The sequence below is a fragment of the Daejeonella rubra genome, assembly GCF_900103545.1.
Classification (GTDB): domain Bacteria; phylum Bacteroidota; class Bacteroidia; order Sphingobacteriales; family Sphingobacteriaceae; genus Daejeonella; species Daejeonella rubra.
The window spans coordinates 1-18,281 of record NZ_FNHH01000017.1; the positions used below are offsets into that span (position 1 = coordinate 1).

Below are 18,281 nucleotides of genomic sequence, written 5' to 3' on the forward strand. Positions count from 1 at the left end.
AATCAATTCAAATCGTCACGCACTTAATCACTCCGTAACTAATAGACTATCAATGATTTCAAAGAACAATTTTTATTTTTTAATGGACACTAATGAATTTATATGTTTATTAATTCCAAATTATTTCACTAAATTGCAGTAACACATAACTAATTAACAACTAAACTATTAATTTAATGGAAACCGGTACAGTAAAATTCTTCAACGAGTCCAAAGGATTCGGATTTATTACCCAAGAGGATGGCAAAGAAATTTTCGTTCATGTAAGTGGATTGAAACAGGATATAAGACAAAATGATAAAGTTGAGTTCGAAGTTGAAGAAGGCAAAAAAGGCCTGAGCGCAGTAAATGTAAGACTTGCTTAATTTATTAATTGTAATAAAAATTACATCCTAAATTTAAGAAGCCCTGCTGATTTTAATCAGCAGGGCTTCTTTTTTTATTTATTGTTACCGGACAAAATCAGGGCTTATTCTTCTGTTTTTCCATTGTTTAAAAATACAAATTGGTTGTCGAATACATCCAGTTTGATTTTGCTTTCCTTATCAATTTTCCCTGAAAGAATTTCTTTAGACAATTCATTCAGTATTCGCTTTTGTATGACACGTTTTAAAGGACGAGCACCAAATTGCGGATCATATCCTAACTGAGCCAACCAATCCAATGCTTCTTCACTCGCTTCAATCTCAATACCCATTTCAGAAAGGGTATTTTGAACACCTTTGAATTGAAGTGACACAATATCCCGGAGCTCATCGCGGTTCAATGGAGTGAACATGATCAGTTCATCGATCCTGTTTAAAAATTCAGGACGTATAGTTTGCTTCAGCAGTTCAAATAATTCGCCTTTTGTTTTGGCTATTACATCATCTCTGTTCAAATCTGTCAGGTCCTTAAAATTTTCCTGTATAAGGTGTGAACCAATATTGGAAGTCATGATAATGATCGTATTCTTGAAATCTACTAAGCGACCTTTGTTATCAGTTAATCTTCCGTCATCCAGAACCTGTAATAAAATATTGAATACGTCTGGATGTGCTTTTTCTATTTCATCGAGAAGAATAACTGAATAGGGCTTCCTGCGCACTGCTTCTGTAAGTTGTCCTCCTTCATCATAACCAACATATCCCGGAGGCGCACCAATAAGTCTTGATACTGCATGGCGCTCCTGATATTCACTCATATCAATCCGGATCATGGCATGTTCATCATTAAACAGATATTCGGCTAATGCCTTAGCAAGTTCGGTTTTACCTACTCCGGTTGTCCCAAGGAATATAAATGATCCGATAGGTTTGCGTTTATCCTGCAAGCCTGCACGGGAACGGCGTATCGCGTCAGAAATAGCTTCAATAGCCTCTTCCTGGCCTGCAACACGTTTGTGTAGTTCAGCCTCCATATGAAGGAGTTTCTCGCGTTCACTCTGAATCATTTTAGTCACCGGTACCCCGGTCCAGCGGGAAACCACACCTGCAATATCTTCAGATGTTACCTCTTCCTTAAGCATCCGGTTATCTAGCTGTGTTTCGGCAAGTTGTTTTTTTAATTGTTCAACCTGGTCCTGTGCCTCTTTGATCTTCCCGTATCTTAATTCGGCCACCTTACCATAATCACCTGCACGTTCAGCCTGATCAGCCTCCAGTTTATAGCTTTCAATTTGCTCTCCCTGGTTGTTTATAGCATCAACAAGGTCTTTTTCTGCCTTCCAGCGGGCTTTTAAGGAATCTCGTTCGTTCGATAAGTTGGCTATCTCTTCAGAAAGTTCCTTTACTTTCTTCTCGTCATTCTCCCTTTTAATGGCTTCCCGTTCAATCTCCAGCTGCATGATCTTACGATTAAGTTCATCAACAACTTCAGGAACAGAATCCATCTCTAAACGAAGCTTTGAGGCGGCCTCATCCATTAAGTCTATCGCTTTATCGGGAAGGAAACGGTCAGAAATGTACCGTTGTGATAATTCTACCGCTGCAATGATAGCCTCATCTTTGATTCTAACTTTGTGGTGGGTTTCATAACGTTCTTTTAGTCCCCTAAGGATAGAAATTGCATCCTGTGTATTGGGCTCATCCACCATTATCTTTTGAAAACGACGCTCAAGAGCTTTGTCTTTTTCGAAGTATTTTTGGTATTCATTTAATGTGGTAGCACCAATTGCACGAAGCTCTCCTCGTGCAAGAGCGGGTTTAAGAATATTTGCAGCATCCATGGCTCCCTCGCCACCGCCTGCACCTACAAGAGTATGGATCTCATCAATGAAAAGAATTATTTCTCCGTCACTTTGGGTAACTTCTTTGATAACCGCTTTTAATCGTTCTTCAAATTCGCCTTTATATTTAGCGCCTGCAATCAGTGCACCCATATCCAGCGAATAAACTGTTTTAGTTTTCAGATTTTCAGGAACATCACCTTGTATAACACGGAATGCAATGCCCTCAGCAATTGCAGTTTTACCAACTCCTGGCTCTCCGATTAATATCGGATTGTTTTTTGTCCTGCGCGACAGGATCTGAATTACTCTTCTTATTTCTTCATCACGGCCAATAACCGGATCCAGCTTACCTGATTCTGCATATTCGTTCAGGTTACGGGCATATTTATTCAGTGCATTATATGTTGCCTCCGCATTCTGATCTGTCACCCTTGTGTTGCCACGTAACTCCAGTATGGCCTTTTTCAGGTCTGACTCGTTCATGCCGGCATCCTTTAAAATGGAACTTACCTTATCACCGGTGCTTAAAAGGCCAAGAAGTATGTGTTCAACAGAAACAAATTCATCTTTAAATTCTTTTAAATATGACATTCCTTTCTGCAAAGCAGAATTTGCTCCTGATGAAAGATAAATTTCACTTCCGCTAACCTTTGGGAAGCTTTGTATCTGAGCATCAATAACTTCTGTGATTCGATTGATGTTGACATTGAGCTTTTTCAGTAGGTAGCTGATTACATTCTCATCAACACTTAATAACCCTTTTAGGAGGTGGGCAGTTTCTATAGCTTGCTGCTGATTGCCGCCTGCTATTTCAGAAGCCTTCTGAACGGCTTCCTGTGCTTTGATAGTGAAGTTGTTTAGATTCATAGTATTGAATTATACACAAATTAACTGCCATAGAAAAAGACCTGTAAGCGGCCTGTAATTTTGTCTGTTAATTTAATTTGTTCATGACTAATTGTCTGATAGGCAAGAATTTAACCTGATATTTTGTCTGCCTGTGATTTAACAAATCTTTGGTTTTACCGGGAATTAAAAATCCCTGACAAGAAACTCCTCAAAAAATGTTCCGGGAGTCTGTTTTTGAATATATTTTCTAAATATTAAAGCTGGAAGATATTTATTATTTCGTTGACAATATTGTTTTTAGAGCGTTTGCTTCGTGGTCAACAAGTTTTTGAAGTGGACCGGATACGATCATTTTCATCATCATATTCAAATCTGCTGAAATGGTATAGGTTGCTTCTGTCTTACCTTCACCATCCTCAGTCACGGTCCATTTTAATTCCAGTTCAAAGGGAGCTTCTTCAGAAGGTTTAACAATAATTTCCTTGTTTTTTGTGATGGATGAAACCTTTAAAGCAAGTTTAGCCATATTTTGAATAGTAAACTTAGCTTCATCTTTGGTTGATGACCAATTGTAAATATTTTCGGGCATCAGCTGCTGATGATTGTTCAGGTCAGACAGAAAGTCAAAAACCTCATTGACCGGTTTGTTAATTGATACCTTGCTTTCTATAATTGTCATATAATTAATTTAGGATTCGATGGTATTTCCCCAGGCTTGAGGGTCTTCACGCCATTTTCTTAATAATTTTATATCATCGGCTGAAACAAAACTATGTTCAGCAGCATATTCGATCAATGCATTGTAATTGGAGAGAGTTAAAAACCGGCATTTAGCATTTTTGAAATTTTCATCAGCTGCATCAAATCCATAGTTAAAAATTCCAACAAGTCCGGCGACTTCACAACCTGCATCTCTTAATGCCTGAACAGCTTGTAAACTGCTTTTACCTGTCGAAATAAGGTCTTCAACAACAACAACACGCTGGCCCGGAGAGAATTCTCCTTCGATCAGATTACCTGTACCATGTTCTTTGGCTTTGGCGCGAACATAAATAAACGGGAGTCCCAATTCCTGTGCAACTAAAACACCCTGAGGAATACCTGCAGTGGCTACTCCGGCAATAACTGAAACAGATCCAAACTCTTCCTGGATTAATGTGGAAAGGTTTTGGCGAATATAGGTGCGAATTGCCGGGTGCGAAAGTGTAATACGGTTATCGCAGTATATTGGTGATTTCCAACCCGAAGCCCAGGTAAATGGATTATTGGGTTGCAATTTAATTGCTTTAATTTGTAGCAAAAATTCAGCTACTTTCTGTTCAATCTCACTCTTGTTAATCATGGCTCAAATTTATAAAATTTATATCAACGAAGTAGTTTTAATCATGACAGAATCACTTCCCCCGGATATTGAAGATTATCAGGAACTTAATGTTGCAAAATTTAATTTTTTCAAATTTTATGAACTTGCCCGGCCCCTCGAAAGCCCGAAAATCTTTCTTCTTTTAACGCCAGATTTTAAATCTCTTTTTAAAGATATTAAGCGATCTATGATTTTGATCAAAGCTGCCGGCGGAATAGTTAGTAATGAAGCTAATAAGTTTCTGTTCATTTTCAGGAATGGCAAATGGGATCTCCCAAAAGGAAAAATTGAAAAAGGAGAGAATTCAAGGGTAGCTGCCATCCGTGAAGTACAGGAAGAATGTGGGATAAGCATTGATAGCAGCGGTGATAAGATCTGTAATACCTATCATATTTATGAGATCAATGAAGCCTTGGTTATAAAAAAAACAGCATGGTACTGGATGAGAGCTGATAAACAGGAAAAGCTTGTTCCACAGCTTGAGGAAGGAATTACCGATGCACGCTGGCTCGCTCCTGGAGATCTGATGCTGGTTCGGCAGAATACCTATCCATTAATCAGGGATTTGTTGAAGGTATTAGAATAGAATTTTAAAGCAGATCAAATGCTTCTTTTGGGATAAACTGCTTCACGTCCCCGTTATTTCTCATTATATCACGGACAATTGTAGAGCTTATAGATGAATATCCCGGCTTACTGACGATAAATATGCTTTCAATCTCAGGAACCAGAGCATGATTCATTTGTGCGATCGCTTTTTCATATTCAAAATCTGAAACTGTCCGTATACCTCTGATCATGTAATTTGCATTGATCTTTTTACAAAACTCAACTGTAAGTCCCTCGTAAGTCTGAACCTCAACTTTGGGTTCATTCGCGAATACGGCCCTCAGCATTTCTTTTCGTTTTTCAATAGTGAGATAGGCGGCCTTGGTGCTGTTCAAGCCAATTCCAATAACAACCTTATCAAATAAGGGCAGGGATCGTTTTAATATATCAACATGAGCTTTGGTAACCGGATCAAATGATCCAGGGAAAAGAGCGATTTTCATTTGTTTATTTTTTGGTTAAGATACAGGCAGAATAAAAAACATTCGTCTGGACTTACAAGAAATCAAAAAGTGATTCTGCATTTAATCTAAATTGTTTAGAAATAAAGTTAATTATAAATGATGACACCTGCTTTCAAATTATAGTGCATTTTTCCCAAAAAAGCTGAATGAGGAAGATCCATATTTTCTTTGTTCAAGGAATAGGGGGTGGTTATCCAATTTTTTCATACTTGGATGCTCGATAATTAAATAGCCTTCAGGATTTAGCAGATCGCGGTCTAAAACTTTTGCAGCGATCATGTTAATTTGAGGAAGGTCGTATGGAGGGTCGGCAAAGATCAGATCGAATTTGTCAGTTTCTAATTCCAGGAATTTAAAAACATCTGATTTAACTGGTTTGATCGCAGTTAGCTCATATTGTTTAATCAATGACCTCAGGTAATTTATGCAGCCAAAATCTCTGTCCACTGAACATATTTCCGGTACACCACGCGATGCAAACTCCACTGAAATATTTCCGGTGCCGCTAAAGAGGTCGAGTACTTTTAAATTCTCAAAATCAAACTGGTTATAAAGAATGTTAAACAGTGCTTCTTTCGCCTGGTCTGTGGTTGGTCTGACAGGGAGATTAGCAGGAGGATTTAAGCGCAGACCTTTTAAACGTCCACCTATTATTCGCATTGGTCCAGGGTAAGAAGGGAGAAAAATGTGTGAGAAAACACTCCGATAAACATTTCAGGATGATTGACAATCGTGCTGCAATCAGCAAATTTGATATCCTTGAAATATTTTTCAATCCGCTGATAGTATTCATCATCCTTGATTACATTTCCGGAAAGGATAACAGAGGTTTGTTCAATATCCAGTTGCAGTGATTCAATGATGTTAAGGACGAAATAGTTAAGTTCGTCTGCATTAATGCAATCAAACATGTTATAAAACGACAATTCGGATTGCTTGAAATAGGCGATCTGTATATGTTTTTTGTGAATGTCAATAAAAAGTGAAGGCTCGGTATTCTGTTTGTAATTCTTTTTAATACCCTGAATGTATGTACTTGCCTGGCCATATATTTTAGGATGATGGAAGATACTGTTAAGGGCCAGGTGTAAATCTGAATTGATTCCAACGATATTTTTAAGCTTTGCAGCGGGTATTGGGTTGCAAAGAATATTTGTGTTTTGAGAAGTTTTTAGGAATTTTGCATATTCCTGATCATTTCCGGATTGATATAACTCGTCAGGTATGAACGTGTACTGATAGCTATCGAAGGATATTTTGATCGTATTAAAAGGATATTTAAATTCTTTGCTGCATTCAGAAAGACTGCGAATAGCTTCAATTAAATCACCTTGATTTGAAATTTCGGGTAGCTCATATTCAACCAAAGCCTTGAGCTCGTCTCTAACCTTGTCAATAATTGCATATTGAAATGTTTCAATGCCAATATGGATCAGGAGATCACATTTTGCGGCATTTTGAGATTGAAACTCATCGTCAACTAAGTGAAGTATTTTAATCATCGATAGCAAAAGTATAGTTTCTCTCCTAATATTTTTTAATTCTTTCAATTTGCTGGTCAATTATTTAAAATCCAATCAATTCTATCAGGAAATATAAGGCGAAGAATTTGCAATTTGCGGAGATGAATTTCCATGGTCTGATCGAACAAAATTTCGGAAATATTCCTACCTCTCAGCAAAGTGAAGTTTTTTCACTGTTGCAGAAGTTTGTGCTTTCAGGTAATACAGACTCCTGCTTTGTACTTAAGGGTTATGCTGGTACCGGGAAAACTACTTTGATCAGTGCATTGGTTAAAGTCCTGCCACAGGTCAGGCTAAAATCGGTTTTGTTGGCGCCTACGGGTCGTGCTGCTAAGGTTATCAGTAATTATTCAGGCCGTAAGGCATTTACCATCCATAAAAAGATTTATCGTAAAAAAGTAGCGGCAAGTCCTGATATGAACTTTGTTTTGGGAGATAATCTCATGGAGGATACCCTGTTCATTGTCGATGAGGCCTCAATGATTTCAGACCAGGTTCATGATTATAGCAGGCACAGTCTATTGCAGGATCTGGTCAGTTATGTTTATAATGGTAAAAACTGCAAGCTTATGCTGGTAGGAGATACGGCACAACTTCCCCCTGTTGGCTCTGCTACAAGTCCGGCTTTGGAAAAGGAGGTACTTAATTCCCAATTCGGACTCGAAGTGTTCAGTTACGAATTGACTGATGTAGTTAGGCAGGAGAAGCAATCAGGTATTTTGTATAATGCTACGCAGCTGCGTGAACTGATTCGTAAGGAAAAGGAAATCTTCCCTAAATTTAAGATCAAAGGTTATAAGGATATATTCAGAATGACCGGGGAGCGGTTGGTAGAAGGTTTGAATTATGCCTATGATAAGTATGGGATGGAGAATACCATTGTGATCTGCCGTTCGAATAAAAATGCAAACGCCTATAATCAGAATATCCGTAACCGGATACTCTACCGGGAGGAGGAAATTACCGGTGGTGATCATATTATGATCGTACGTAATAATTATTTCTGGCTCAAGCCAGAAGATAACAGTGGCGATTTTATTGCAAATGGAGATATTGCCCGGATCAGAAAAATTAGAAGGGTAGAGGAGCAGTATGGTTTTCGTTTTGCTGAAGTTGTGATCGAACTGCTTGATTATCCGGACCAGGAGCCGCTGACCTGCAAGGTGATGCTGGATACTTTATATTGTGAGACTCCGAGCCTCTCCAGTGTAGATAGTAAGCGCCTTTATGAGGCAGTTTTGCAGGATTATATGCATATTGAGAATAAAAAATTCAGAATGGATGAATTAAAGAAGGATCCATACTATAATGCACTGCAAATAAAATTTGCTTTTGCAGTAACCTGTCATAAAGCACAGGGGGGGCAATGGCCGGCAGTATTTATTGATCAGGGATATCTTACAGATGAGATGCTCAATACTGAGTTTTTAAGGTGGCTTTATACAGGGGTTACCCGCTCTTCCTCTGAATTATTTCTAGTCAACTTCAGTGATCAGTTTTTTATAGAAGTTTCTGAATAATTTAAAATGTCAGAAAACTTTGAAATTCTTTTGATTATTACTTCAGTGAGATACTGATCTCATATTTCATCGACTTTATGTAAGAAAGTAAAACTGTTATAAATATCATCACTCCTAACATTTCAAAAGTTTCTTCCAATGTGATCACAAGATTATAAATGAGGTCATTTGCTGAAGATTTATCATTTATGAAGAGTTTGGCACTGATCATTTCTATTCCTACAGCTCCTAAAACATAGATAAACCCTGAAAAGATAAATCCTTTTCTGTATTTAGAGGGTAAGGAGTTGAGAAATTTCAGATAGGAAATAATGAAAATAAGTAAAAAAATAAGAGCTGGGATTACCCAAGAGAATCTCCAATATCCGCTGAAGTGAAATGAATTATTTATCGGATCAATAATAATTTCATGAAACCCGGCAATTTCATCAACCGACAAGATTGCGAACAAAATTGAAATGATCATCCAGTGGGTTGAAAACGGATCCGATAGTTTAGATTTTACATTGCGGATTATTGCCAATAAAATAGCTGCAAGCAGTAAAATAATTGATGAAAAATAAGTGGGAACACTCTCCTCAAAATCAAAGTAGAATTTGCCAATTCCGTAAAGTCGTTCATGTCCAAGTTCTTTGGAAATGATATAAATCAGGTTGAACAGGAGTTGGACAAGAAATGAATAATAGATAATCTTGTTGAAATTAGATGCTTTTAAGTATATCTGGTGGCTCTTCTGTCGACCTTCAGTATCCTGTTCGCTGATGAAATTTTCCTGAGATGGCATGAAATACTTTTTTAAGTTTATTCATTGGTACTGAAAATATTAAAAAATATCGAATTAAACATCCTGGCCGTCAAACATCTTTTTTATTTTTTCATGATCTTTGAATCAATAAACTCCCAGTCCAGTATATGCGGATGAATATGTTCCCTCTTTACAATGGCTTTCATTTGAGCGATGATCTCCGGATTGTCAGAAGCGATATCAGTTTTTTCATTCCTGTCTTTCGACAGGTCAAATAATTCCCAGTTAGCATTTGGTTCCTTTCTTACATTTGTTTTTACCCCTTTCCAGTTGCCGATCCTAACTGCAAGCTGGCCGCCATTTTCAGGATATTCAAAATAAAGAAAGCCATGCTTTTGCTGTTCCTGTTTCCTTCCGGTAAGTTCTGGAAGTAAAGATATTCCATCGGTATTGCTTATCTTTTTTCCGCTGATTTCGGCCAGGGTAGCCATAATGTCAAATTGACCTGAAACATGATCATTTACAGTATTCGCTTTTATTTTATTTGGCCATCTGGCAATAAAAGGGACCCTTATACCTCCTTCATAAAGGTCCATTTTGAGCCCGCGCAATCCGGAAACGCTATTGAAGAATTTAGTATCTACTCCTGCAGAGAAGGTCGCACCATTATCACTCGAAAACATAATGATCGTGTTTTCATCCAGCCCGAGTTTTTTGATCCTTTCCATGATGATTCCAACCTGATCATCCAGAAAGGTGATCATTGCTGCGTAGGTTGAAAGAGGGTATTTGTTTGGGGCATAGCCATTCTCTCCGAAATAAGGTTTCTCATCAAACTGTCCAACATATTTTTTGACATATTCTTCAGGTGCCTGTAAAGCCAGGTGCGGAAGTGGAAAAGCCAGGTATAAAAAGAATGGTTTCTCTTTATTCTTTTCAAGAAAGCCTAGTGCTTTTTGTGTCATTTTAGCAGGAGCATAATCTTTACCCCTGAATTTTTCAAAATCTGAATCTGTGGCTGTTTTAGGGTCTATTTTCCCATGAACACTAAACACATGGTTATTCAAAGCATCCCAATTATCATTTTCCCAGAGATGGGTCGGGTAAAAATTATGAGCCTGTTTCTGATCAAGGTATCCATAGTAATAATCGAAACCATGGTTCAGCGGACTTCCGGTTGTTCCGGTAACTCCCATGCCCCATTTTCCAACCAGAGCAGTGCTGTAGCCTCTTTCCTTTAGCATTCTTGCAACAGTATATGCTCCTTCATGAAGTGGCATCTGGCCTCCCTCTAAACTGTCGGCAAAGCCACCTAATTCATAATTGCCTCTGATATAGGAGTGGCCCGAATGTTTGCCAGTCATTAGTATGCTTCTTGAAGGAGCGCAAACCGGTGCCCCGCTATAGTGCTGGGTAAACCGCATGCCTTCTTTAGCCATTTGATCGAGGTGAGGTGTCTTTATTTTTGTTTGACCATAGCTTCCCAGTTCGCCATAACCGAGATCATCTGCATAGATGTAAATTATATTGGGTTTTGACTTTACTTGCTGTGCGATTGAAATAAATGGAATAATTGAAAATAAAAGGATATTTCCACTAACTCTGACCCATTTATTAAGATTGTAGCTCTTTGCTTTTCCCATTAGAAATTTATACGACAGTATTTAATGCTACAATATATAAAAAAACACTATTTTAAATCTGCATTTGTTGTTTATTACCAGTACAGTTAAATCGCTTGTAAGTCAATGCTCCTGATACTTTTCAATGTTAATATATTTTCTAAATTTAAAGTTATGTTAAAAAGCGGATCACTTCTATTACTTAGTTTGTTTTTGATTGGTTTAATGCCGGCATTTTCTCAGCAAGGCAAGAAAAATATCATTATTTTTCTAGTGGATGATATGGGATGGCAGGACACATCTGTTCCCTTCTGGCATAAGGCAACAAAATTTAATTCGATCTACCGCACACCCAATATGGAGCGTCTGGCAAAACGAGGGATGAAATTCAGTAATGCCTATGCCAACCCGGTTTGTACACCTTCAAGGGTTAGTCTTGCCACCGGGATGAATGAAGCCAGACACAGGATCACGAACTGGACCAATGTAAAAAAAGATACGCCAACAGATTATCCTGATAGCCTTTTGAGTCCGCCAAATTGGAATTTCAATGGCTTAAGTACTTCTCCAGGCATTAGCAATTCTGTTGTTGCCACCCCTTTACCAATGCTTTTGAAGCAAGCCGGTTATTTTAATATTCATTGTGGTAAGGCTCATTTCTCACCTTACGGCACTCCGGCATCTAACCCTATCAATATTGGTTTTGATGTAAATATTGCAGGTACTGCTGCCGGCCATCCAGGTAGCTATCTGGCAAAAGATCGGTATCGCAGTAATCCTAATGATACACTGTGGGCTGTGAGAGATTTGGATAAATACATAGATCAGGGTCTGAATCTCACTGAAGCGTTAACCAGGGAAGCCATTGCAACACTGGAAGCAAACAAAAATAATGGTAAACCATTCTTCCTGAATATGGCTCATTATGGAGTTCATATTCCTTTAAGTAAGGATGAACGTTTTTATCAGCGCTATATTGATATGGGCATTTCAGATACAGAAGCCCGATACGCAGCACTTATCGAGGGTATGGATAAAAGTTTGGGTGATCTGATGGATTATCTGGACAAAGAGGGAATTGCAGAAAATACTTATATTCTGTTCCTTTCGGATAATGGCGGACTAAGCACCGTACCAAACAGAGGAGGAGACGCTCATACACAAAACCTTCCGCTAAGACAAGGAAAAGGATCCCTCTATGAAGGTGGTATCCGTATTCCAATGATCGTTTCAGGTCCGGGGATTGCAACGGCCAGTACGAGTAGCCAGTATGTAAATGTCGATGATATTTTCCCAACTGTTATGCAAATGGCTAGTCAGAAAAATTATAAGACCATTCAAAAAATAGATGGAAAGAGTATCATCCCATTTTTACATGATCAAAGCAAAATGGATAATGAAAAAGTACTTTTATGGCATTATCCAAATAACTGGACCAATATTAACCTCAAAGGGATTTCGTGGGGAACGGCATTGCGTAAGGGCGACTGGAAGTTAATTTATTTCCATAAATACAGTACGCTTGAACTGTTTGACCTTGGTGCAGACATAGGAGAACAGAATGATCTTGCAGCAAGATACCCCGAAAAGGTAAAAGAACTGGCTGAATTAATGACCAAAGAACTGAAAAACAGGGGTGCATTGATGCCAACTTTTAAAAAGGACGGGAAACAGATCCCCTGGCCTGATGAACAATTTAAGGCAATGGAAAAATCCTTCAAATCGCAGTTTAATATTCAGCCACCAGGTAAGGGGAATGAGGCATCTATTGGTTTTATTGACCCTGCAAAATTCCATGTTTACCGACAGGGCTTAAAGAACAGTTATTTGAAATTCACAAAGGAGAAAAAAGGTAGAGTCGCCTTTATGGGAGGTTCGATCACTGAGCACGGAGCATGGCGTGATCAAATAAGCAATTATCTGAAAAACAGATTTCCAGATACAGATTTTGAATTCATCAATGCTGGTATCAGTTCAACCGGAAGTACGCCGGGAGCATTCAGATTGGTTCAGGATGTACTTGCAAAGGGCCAGATAGATCTTTTCTTCGAAGAAGCGGCCGTAAATGATGAAACCAATAATTTCAAAGATAAAGCGCAAATAAGAGGAATGGAAGGTATTGTAAGGCATGCTTTGGAGGCTAACAGATTCATGGATATTGTCATGCTCCATTTTGTAGATCCAGCCAAATTAGAAGTCTATAAAAAGGGACAAATTCCTCAGGTAATAATTAATCATGAAAAAGTTGCAGAGAATTATGGGATTGGAAGTATCAATTTAGCAAAGGAAGTCAGCGATCGTATTGAAGCTTCAGAATTTAACTGGAAAGATGATTTCAAAGACCTTCATCCATCGCTCTTCGGGCATGAGATCTATGCCCGTTCTATCAGTACTTTTCTGGATAATTCATTTGGTTTAGTAGCCTCCGGAGGCCAGGCATCAGCATATCCACTACCTGCAGCTCTCGATAAATTGAGTTATGTCTCAGGGGAGTATTTGCCGATTAAAAATGCATCTGAACTTAAAGGCTGGACTCAGGTTCTGAATTGGGCGCCTGCAGATGGTGTTTCAACCAGAAAGCAGTATGTTAACCTGCCTGCATTAATCAGCGAAAAACCCGGTGCAGAAATGAGGCTTGATTTTTCAGGTACAGCCATCGGCATATGCATAGTATCTGGTCCTGATGCAGGTATGATCGAATACAGTATTGATGGATCGGAATTTAAAAAGATAGATCTTTATACACAATGGAGCGGCGGTCTACACCTTCCATGGTATTTGATGCTAAATGATGAATTACAGGATAAAAAACATACAGTTATTATCCGGACCATTTCAGAAAAGAATAGCAATAGTAAAGGAAATGCCTGCAGGATACTGCATTTTCTGGTCAATCCAGTGAACAATCAGGTTGGTTAAATTCAGATCTGTTAATTCTTAATTAAAGAATACCTGGTGACTTATATGCTGAAAAATCCTTTATGATTGGCTCTGCAAGGCTTTTGCTGATATTTAACCTCAAAGCTGAAACTTCTAATTCCTTAAATCTGGATATGAATTTATGGCCAACACTTGATCCTTCACTGATCAATTGCCAGCCATTTCTTGTTTTGCCCTCGATCTTAAATTCTCTGATCCGCTCACCATGGGCAATATCTTCCATAAGTACCAGATGATCTATCTTTCTGTAAGTTTTTAAATTTAATGCATGACTGGAACCCTTTCCGGCAACTCTTGCAAGAGCCTTTGAAAAGCGTTTGTTGATCTCCATCCCAAATTCTCTCAATCGATTTACGTCAGGTTGAGGAATGAGGCCTTCAGCATCTGGAGTAATACCCAGAATAAGTGTTGAATTTCTACCCACGGAACCATAATACATATCCATCAGGCTTTCAAGAGGTTGAATGTGTTCTTCATCGCCAGGCTCCCAAAACCATTCGTGGCGCCCCTTGTATCCGCGTAATGGGGCATCGCTCATCGCCGGCATATAATATTTCCCATCAGGATCGCCCTCCTTAAGTAACTGGAAATCATTTTTGAAGATCACTTTTTGGTTCGTGGAGTGGGAGTAAGGGAATGGAAAAGTTCCCCAGGAAGGATAATTGACCTTTCCTGTTTCACTACCTCCCCAACGGATATCGGCACGCTGTGTATTATGATAAAAAATAATATTTGGCTGATATTTTTCTACTATGGGCAGAATGTTCGGACCACCTAATTCTGGGCCATGTGCGCCACCATCAAACCAGACCATGGCCAGTTCACCATATCTTGACATCAGTTCCTCGGTCATTTTTTCACAGAGCTTGTTATAAAACTGCTGCCTGTTTTTTGCAAAAGGAGAATTGTCATCAAGTACCTTAAAATCATAAATTCCATAATTAGAATTCCATCGGATACCAATATAGATCCCAGGTAAGATTCCATATTTTCGGCATGAGGCAACAAAATCACGAACTATATCTCCCTTTCCATCCTGAAATTTAAGAGCTTTCATGGAATAAGGGTTCACATCTGATTGGTAAAGTGCAAATCCGGTTTCATGAGTTGCCGTTAGAATGGCGATCTTTCCACCCATATCTTTTACTGCCCTGATCCATTGGTCAGTATCCAATTTTGCAGGATTGAAAATATTATAATCGGCAATTGGATTGATCCTGTTGAATGCCTGGTTGTATGGTTTTCCGTCAAAAACATGCAGATCATATGAAATCAATGCTGTAAGTTCAGCATCTTGCCAGGTGAGCTGATTTGCTTTAGGAAGTGGAATGTTTTTTTGACCAATGGCATTGTTTGACAGGACAAGTACCAAACAGGCAATAATTATAATAATGTAATTGTTTGATTGCTTAGATTTCATTTTGATAGTATTTGGTTTAGATCAGCTTCCGCGTGGCTTCTGGTTTTTATTTCTTCCCCAATTCGGCAGGTCAATATTAAGATTGTCAAATGCAGAGGCCATTTGTTGTTTTAATAGATTTCTCATTTGAAGGATCTTTTCACTGTAGGCCGGCTCTTTAGAAAGATCATTAATTTCCAATGGATCTTTTTTGAGGTTGAAAAGCTGAGTCGTTGCAATTCCGTCAACATTATAAACGATCATTTTGAATCCGTCCTCAGATTTAATACTTCTGCTCCAGTGTCCGTAGACGTTATATATTGACGATCTGACATTCTTTGAAGGATCCAGAAGGACAGGTAATAAAGATCTTCCTTCAACACTTAATGGTCGTTCTACCTGTAAATAATCCATTATTGTTGGTGTAATGTCACTGAGGTAGGTAAATCCTTCAGTTTTCTTGTTGACGGGCACATTGGGACCTGACATGATCATAGGCACTCTGATGCTATGTTCATATAGATTCTGTTTGCCGAGCAGTCCATGCTGACCAACTGCCAGTCCGTTATCACCGGCAAAAACAATTAGTGTACTTTCTTTGAGTCCGTTTTTCTCCAGTGCTTCTAAAATCCTTCCAACCTGCGCATCCATTTCACTGACCATGCCGTAATAAAGTGCAATGTCTTTTTTGATGGCATCCGGATCGCGCGGAACAGGCAGCAATTGTTCATCTCTCACGTTCAGATCGCCATTATCAAATGGATGTTTTATTAGAAAATTTGCAGGTAATGTAATTTTTGCCGGGTCATACAATTTTGAAAATTTCTCAGGAGGAGTTCTTGGATCATGCGGGGAAGTGAAGGCCACATAACAGAAAAATGGATTTGTTTTCGCTGTTGAACTACTCAAAAATCGGATGGCATTATCCGCATAAAGCGTTGTGCTGTAAGTATCACTGATCCGCTTGCGTTTCTCATCATAAACTCCTGTGCTGTCAAAAAGAGATACTGTCGGATGTTCCTGTCCGCCGAACTTTGGAAAATGCATTCCTCCAAAAAATATATCCCCTCCTGTACTGAACATGCGGCTGTGCGATGCTTTATCGCTATGCCATTTTCCAGTATGGTAGGTGTTGTAACCCTGTTTTCGTAATACTTCGGGCAGACTAACAATACTATCGGGTATAGTACTTCCATCACCGGGCAATCTGTTCACATAACGGCCGGTTAGCAGCATGGCTCTGCTTGGAATACAAACTGCACCCTGATGGCCACCCATAACGTGGGCCTGGGTAAACATCAATCCGGATTTGGCTAGTTTATCAAGGTTTGGCGTTGAAATCTCCTTATTCCCGGCAGCACCTAAGGCATGATAACTGTGATCATCTGAATAGATGATCAGGATGTTTTTTGCCCTGTGTTCTTGCTTTTGCGCAATCACAATATTTGGAATTATTAGTGCAGCCAGGATAAATGACAGAATTCTCATGGATAAAATCAGAATTAATATTTTTAATTGTTAAGATATGAATTATGTTTTTATGTAAAGTATTTTACTGCCGGCAAAGTCTTTCGATCAGCGCTGTACGTTCAGGATGGTCTGCTTTCAATCTACCTGCATTTGCCAGTTCAAAATCGGCAAAGTCAAAGCCCGGAGCTACGGTACAACCTACGAAAGAGTATTCGCCAATACTTTCTGAGGCAAACCATGCCCCTGCCGGAACAATAGCCTGATAAACTTCTCCCTTGGAAGTGTTTCTGCCCAGGCGAATCAGTTCATAATTTCCATTTGAATGTAGGACATGAACATGCAGGCTGTCACCTTCATAAAAATGCCAGCATTCATCGCTCTGGATACGGTGAAAAGCAGAAAACAGATCTTTCAGCAATAAAAAGTAGATAGCTGTCCCATAAGATCGATCGCCAGAAAAGCGATTTGGCAATGCTGAAACGGGGATATTTTCTGCAGATCTATAAGTTTCCTTATAGTACCCTCCTTCGGGATGCGGCAACAATTGGTAATGTTTGATTAGATCTTTGATCATTTGGCTGGAATATTATTGATTCCCTAATTTATTCATTCGTAGTTAACCATTTCTCTCGTACATGTTCCATCATTAAAAAATTCAAATACTGCATAGGCAGGTTTAAATTCCTGATAGGCACCTTTCCACCATCCACCGCTAACTGCGCCATTACAGTAATAACTGACATCAAGATAACGTACTTCATCCTGCAAATGGATATGCCCGCTCAGACAAGATCTTAAGTTAGGATACTGCATGAATATCTTTTTCAGCTCCAGAAAATCAGTATGCATCAGGTTACGCTGAATTTTAAGGTCGCCATTAGGTTCGGTCTTATTAAAGAATAGTCCAGAGCAGATCGATAAGATTGGAATATGAGAAATGATGCTGATGTGGTGATCGGAAGGTATTTCTGCCAGTTTGCTTTTCAGCCAGGTTAATTGCTCCTCATCAATTTTACCGATATAGCCACCTGCAGGATTCAACTGTGTACTATCAAGAACTATAAAATCCCAAATACCTTTTGTGAAATGGTAATATCGTTCAGTCATTTTAAGCTCCTTTACAGCCCATGTTTTGCCATAGAGGGGATCTGTGGTATCAGGAGATTTCTGAAACCAGCCATATACATCATGGTTTCCAATGCAGGGATATACCGGAAGGCTATTTTCCTGATCCATGATCTTGTGAAAAAGATTCCATTGAGTTTGAGTCGACTCCTTTGTTGCCGCAAGTGCATCCATGATAGAATCACCGCCATTAATGATAAAATCGACCTTTTTCTTTAATTTCCGGACATGCTGCAGTGCTTTTGCCATACCTTCCTCCGGTATGGAACCAGGTTTTACATGTATATCAGTCAGAAATGCAAAACGCAGAGAGCGTTTACTTGCGGGTTCTTTAGCAGAAAGTATATCAGGGAAAATTGATAGCCCTGCGGCGGCAGATCCCAGTTTTAAAAAATCTTTTCTTTTCATAAGGAATTAAGATGTAGAATAATACACCGTAATAT

At 38.9% G+C, this 18,281-nt stretch carries 16 protein-coding genes; 4 read left to right on the top strand and 12 right to left on the bottom strand.

Features of this window, described 5'->3' with window-relative positions:
• Window positions 1–176 precede the first annotated feature (176 nt).
• Window positions 177–365 (top strand): cold-shock protein, encoded by a 189-nt coding sequence (locus BLR27_RS11975; RefSeq protein WP_079703939.1) that lies wholly within the window; start codon window positions 177–179, stop codon window positions 363–365.
• A 104-nt stretch (window positions 366–469) separates the two neighbouring features.
• Here BLR27_RS11975 and clpB read toward each other — a convergent pair whose 3' ends face one another.
• The 3 genes from clpB to pyrE form a co-directional block, all read right to left on the bottom strand.
• Window positions 470–3,076 carry an ATP-dependent chaperone ClpB gene (gene clpB / locus BLR27_RS11980; RefSeq protein ID WP_090705197.1) on the bottom strand — a complete coding sequence of 869 codons (2,607 nt, stop codon included), beginning with the start codon at window positions 3,074–3,076 and terminating at the stop codon, window positions 470–472.
• 256 nt (window positions 3,077–3,332) lie between these two features.
• A complete protein-coding gene (locus tag BLR27_RS11985) occupies window positions 3,333–3,737 on the bottom strand; it encodes an SRPBCC family protein (RefSeq protein WP_090705199.1) in 405 nt (134 codons plus the stop codon).
• Between the two features lie 9 nt (window positions 3,738–3,746).
• Window positions 3,747–4,400, bottom strand: coding sequence for an orotate phosphoribosyltransferase (gene pyrE, locus BLR27_RS11990; protein ID WP_090705201.1), 654 nt, complete (start codon window positions 4,398–4,400; stop codon window positions 3,747–3,749).
• Between pyrE and BLR27_RS11995 the strand changes: the two genes are divergently transcribed.
• A complete protein-coding gene (locus tag BLR27_RS11995) occupies window positions 4,399–5,007 on the top strand; it encodes an NUDIX hydrolase (RefSeq protein WP_245704500.1) in 609 nt (202 codons plus the stop codon). The genes pyrE and BLR27_RS11995 overlap by 2 nt on opposite strands.
• Before the next feature lie 4 nt (window positions 5,008–5,011).
• Here the strand turns inward: BLR27_RS11995 and coaD are convergent, their stop codons facing one another.
• The 3 genes from coaD to BLR27_RS12010 all read right to left on the bottom strand — a co-directional run bounded on the left by coaD (window position 5,012) and on the right by BLR27_RS12010 (window position 6,996).
• Window positions 5,012–5,473, bottom strand: coding sequence for a pantetheine-phosphate adenylyltransferase (gene coaD, locus BLR27_RS12000; RefSeq protein WP_090705203.1), 462 nt, complete (start codon window positions 5,471–5,473; stop codon window positions 5,012–5,014).
• Window positions 5,474–5,611: 138 nt separating this feature from the next.
• A complete protein-coding gene (locus tag BLR27_RS12005) occupies window positions 5,612–6,154 on the bottom strand; it encodes an RsmD family RNA methyltransferase (protein ID WP_090705205.1) in 543 nt (180 codons plus the stop codon).
• Entirely contained in the window at window positions 6,145–6,996 is an 852-nt protein-coding gene (locus BLR27_RS12010; protein ID WP_090705207.1) for a DUF3822 family protein, read from the bottom strand. The genes BLR27_RS12005 and BLR27_RS12010 overlap by 10 nt, the downstream gene beginning before the upstream one ends.
• A gap of 122 nt (window positions 6,997–7,118) precedes the next feature.
• On the opposite strand from BLR27_RS12010, the gene BLR27_RS12015 reads away from it, so the two are divergent.
• Window positions 7,119–8,537: an ATP-dependent DNA helicase gene (locus BLR27_RS12015; protein ID WP_090705209.1), complete on the top strand. Its 1,419-nt coding sequence runs from the start codon at window positions 7,119–7,121 to the stop codon at window positions 8,535–8,537.
• Between the two features lie 37 nt (window positions 8,538–8,574).
• Here the strand turns inward: BLR27_RS12015 and BLR27_RS12020 are convergent, their stop codons facing one another.
• Together BLR27_RS12020 and BLR27_RS12025 are read right to left on the bottom strand one after the other, a co-directional pair.
• A complete protein-coding gene (locus tag BLR27_RS12020; RefSeq protein WP_090705211.1) occupies window positions 8,575–9,321 on the bottom strand; it encodes a hypothetical protein in 747 nt (248 codons plus the stop codon).
• Between the two features lie 83 nt (window positions 9,322–9,404).
• Window positions 9,405–10,925, bottom strand: a complete 1,521-nt coding sequence (locus tag BLR27_RS12025; protein WP_090705213.1) for an arylsulfatase — start codon at window positions 10,923–10,925, stop codon at window positions 9,405–9,407.
• 153 nt (window positions 10,926–11,078) lie between these two features.
• Between BLR27_RS12025 and BLR27_RS12030 the strand changes: the two genes are divergently transcribed.
• Window positions 11,079–13,823, top strand: a complete 2,745-nt coding sequence (locus BLR27_RS12030; protein WP_090705215.1) for a sulfatase-like hydrolase/transferase — start codon at window positions 11,079–11,081, stop codon at window positions 13,821–13,823.
• A 22-nt stretch (window positions 13,824–13,845) separates the two neighbouring features.
• Here BLR27_RS12030 and BLR27_RS12035 read toward each other — a convergent pair whose 3' ends face one another.
• From BLR27_RS12035 to BLR27_RS12050, 4 genes are all read right to left on the bottom strand, one after another.
• Window positions 13,846–15,264 (bottom strand): alpha-L-fucosidase, encoded by a 1,419-nt coding sequence (locus BLR27_RS12035; protein WP_090705217.1) that lies wholly within the window; start codon window positions 15,262–15,264, stop codon window positions 13,846–13,848.
• A gap of 21 nt (window positions 15,265–15,285) precedes the next feature.
• The gene (locus BLR27_RS12040; protein ID WP_090705219.1) at window positions 15,286–16,731 is read right to left on the bottom strand and encodes a sulfatase-like hydrolase/transferase; all 1,446 of its coding nucleotides are present in this window, start codon (window positions 16,729–16,731) and stop codon (window positions 15,286–15,288) included.
• Between the two features lie 64 nt (window positions 16,732–16,795).
• Window positions 16,796–17,287 carry a cupin domain-containing protein gene (locus BLR27_RS12045; protein ID WP_090705221.1) on the bottom strand — a complete coding sequence of 164 codons (492 nt, stop codon included), beginning with the start codon at window positions 17,285–17,287 and terminating at the stop codon, window positions 16,796–16,798.
• 32 nt (window positions 17,288–17,319) lie between these two features.
• On the bottom strand, window positions 17,320–18,246 hold the full coding sequence (locus tag BLR27_RS12050) for a metallophosphoesterase family protein (RefSeq protein WP_090705223.1): 927 nt from the start codon (window positions 18,244–18,246) through the stop codon (window positions 17,320–17,322).
• Between the last annotated feature and the right edge of the window lie 35 nt (window positions 18,247–18,281).

Bases quoted from the DNA above. Each gene is read 5' to 3' on its own strand.
- BLR27_RS12025 (WP_090705213.1), bottom strand. From the start codon at position 10,925: ATGGGAAAAGCAAAGAGCTACAATCTTAATAAATGGGTCAGAGTTAGT.
- BLR27_RS12005 (WP_090705205.1), bottom strand. From the start codon at position 6,154: ATGCGAATAATAGGTGGACGTTTAAAAGGTCTGCGCTTAAATCCTCCT.
- coaD (WP_090705203.1), bottom strand. From the start codon at position 5,473: ATGAAAATCGCTCTTTTCCCTGGATCATTTGATCCGGTTACCAAAGCT.
- BLR27_RS12045 (WP_090705221.1), bottom strand. From the start codon at position 17,287: ATGATCAAAGATCTAATCAAACATTACCAATTGTTGCCGCATCCCGAA.
- BLR27_RS11995 (WP_245704500.1), top strand. From the start codon at position 4,399: ATGGCTCAAATTTATAAAATTTATATCAACGAAGTAGTTTTAATCATG.
- pyrE (WP_090705201.1), bottom strand. From the start codon at position 4,400: ATGATTAACAAGAGTGAGATTGAACAGAAAGTAGCTGAATTTTTGCTA.
- BLR27_RS12015 (WP_090705209.1), top strand. From the start codon at position 7,119: ATGAATTTCCATGGTCTGATCGAACAAAATTTCGGAAATATTCCTACC.
- BLR27_RS12010 (WP_090705207.1), bottom strand. From the start codon at position 6,996: ATGATTAAAATACTTCACTTAGTTGACGATGAGTTTCAATCTCAAAAT.
- BLR27_RS12040 (WP_090705219.1), bottom strand. From the start codon at position 16,731: ATGAGAATTCTGTCATTTATCCTGGCTGCACTAATAATTCCAAATATT.
- BLR27_RS12050 (WP_090705223.1), bottom strand. From the start codon at position 18,246: ATGAAAAGAAAAGATTTTTTAAAACTGGGATCTGCCGCCGCAGGGCTA.
- BLR27_RS12020 (WP_090705211.1), bottom strand. From the start codon at position 9,321: ATGCCATCTCAGGAAAATTTCATCAGCGAACAGGATACTGAAGGTCGA.
- BLR27_RS11975 (WP_079703939.1), top strand. From the start codon at position 177: ATGGAAACCGGTACAGTAAAATTCTTCAACGAGTCCAAAGGATTCGGA.
- BLR27_RS12035 (WP_090705217.1), bottom strand. From the start codon at position 15,264: ATGAAATCTAAGCAATCAAACAATTACATTATTATAATTATTGCCTGT.
- clpB (WP_090705197.1), bottom strand. From the start codon at position 3,076: ATGAATCTAAACAACTTCACTATCAAAGCACAGGAAGCCGTTCAGAAG.
- BLR27_RS12030 (WP_090705215.1), top strand. From the start codon at position 11,079: ATGTTAAAAAGCGGATCACTTCTATTACTTAGTTTGTTTTTGATTGGT.
- BLR27_RS11985 (WP_090705199.1), bottom strand. From the start codon at position 3,737: ATGACAATTATAGAAAGCAAGGTATCAATTAACAAACCGGTCAATGAG.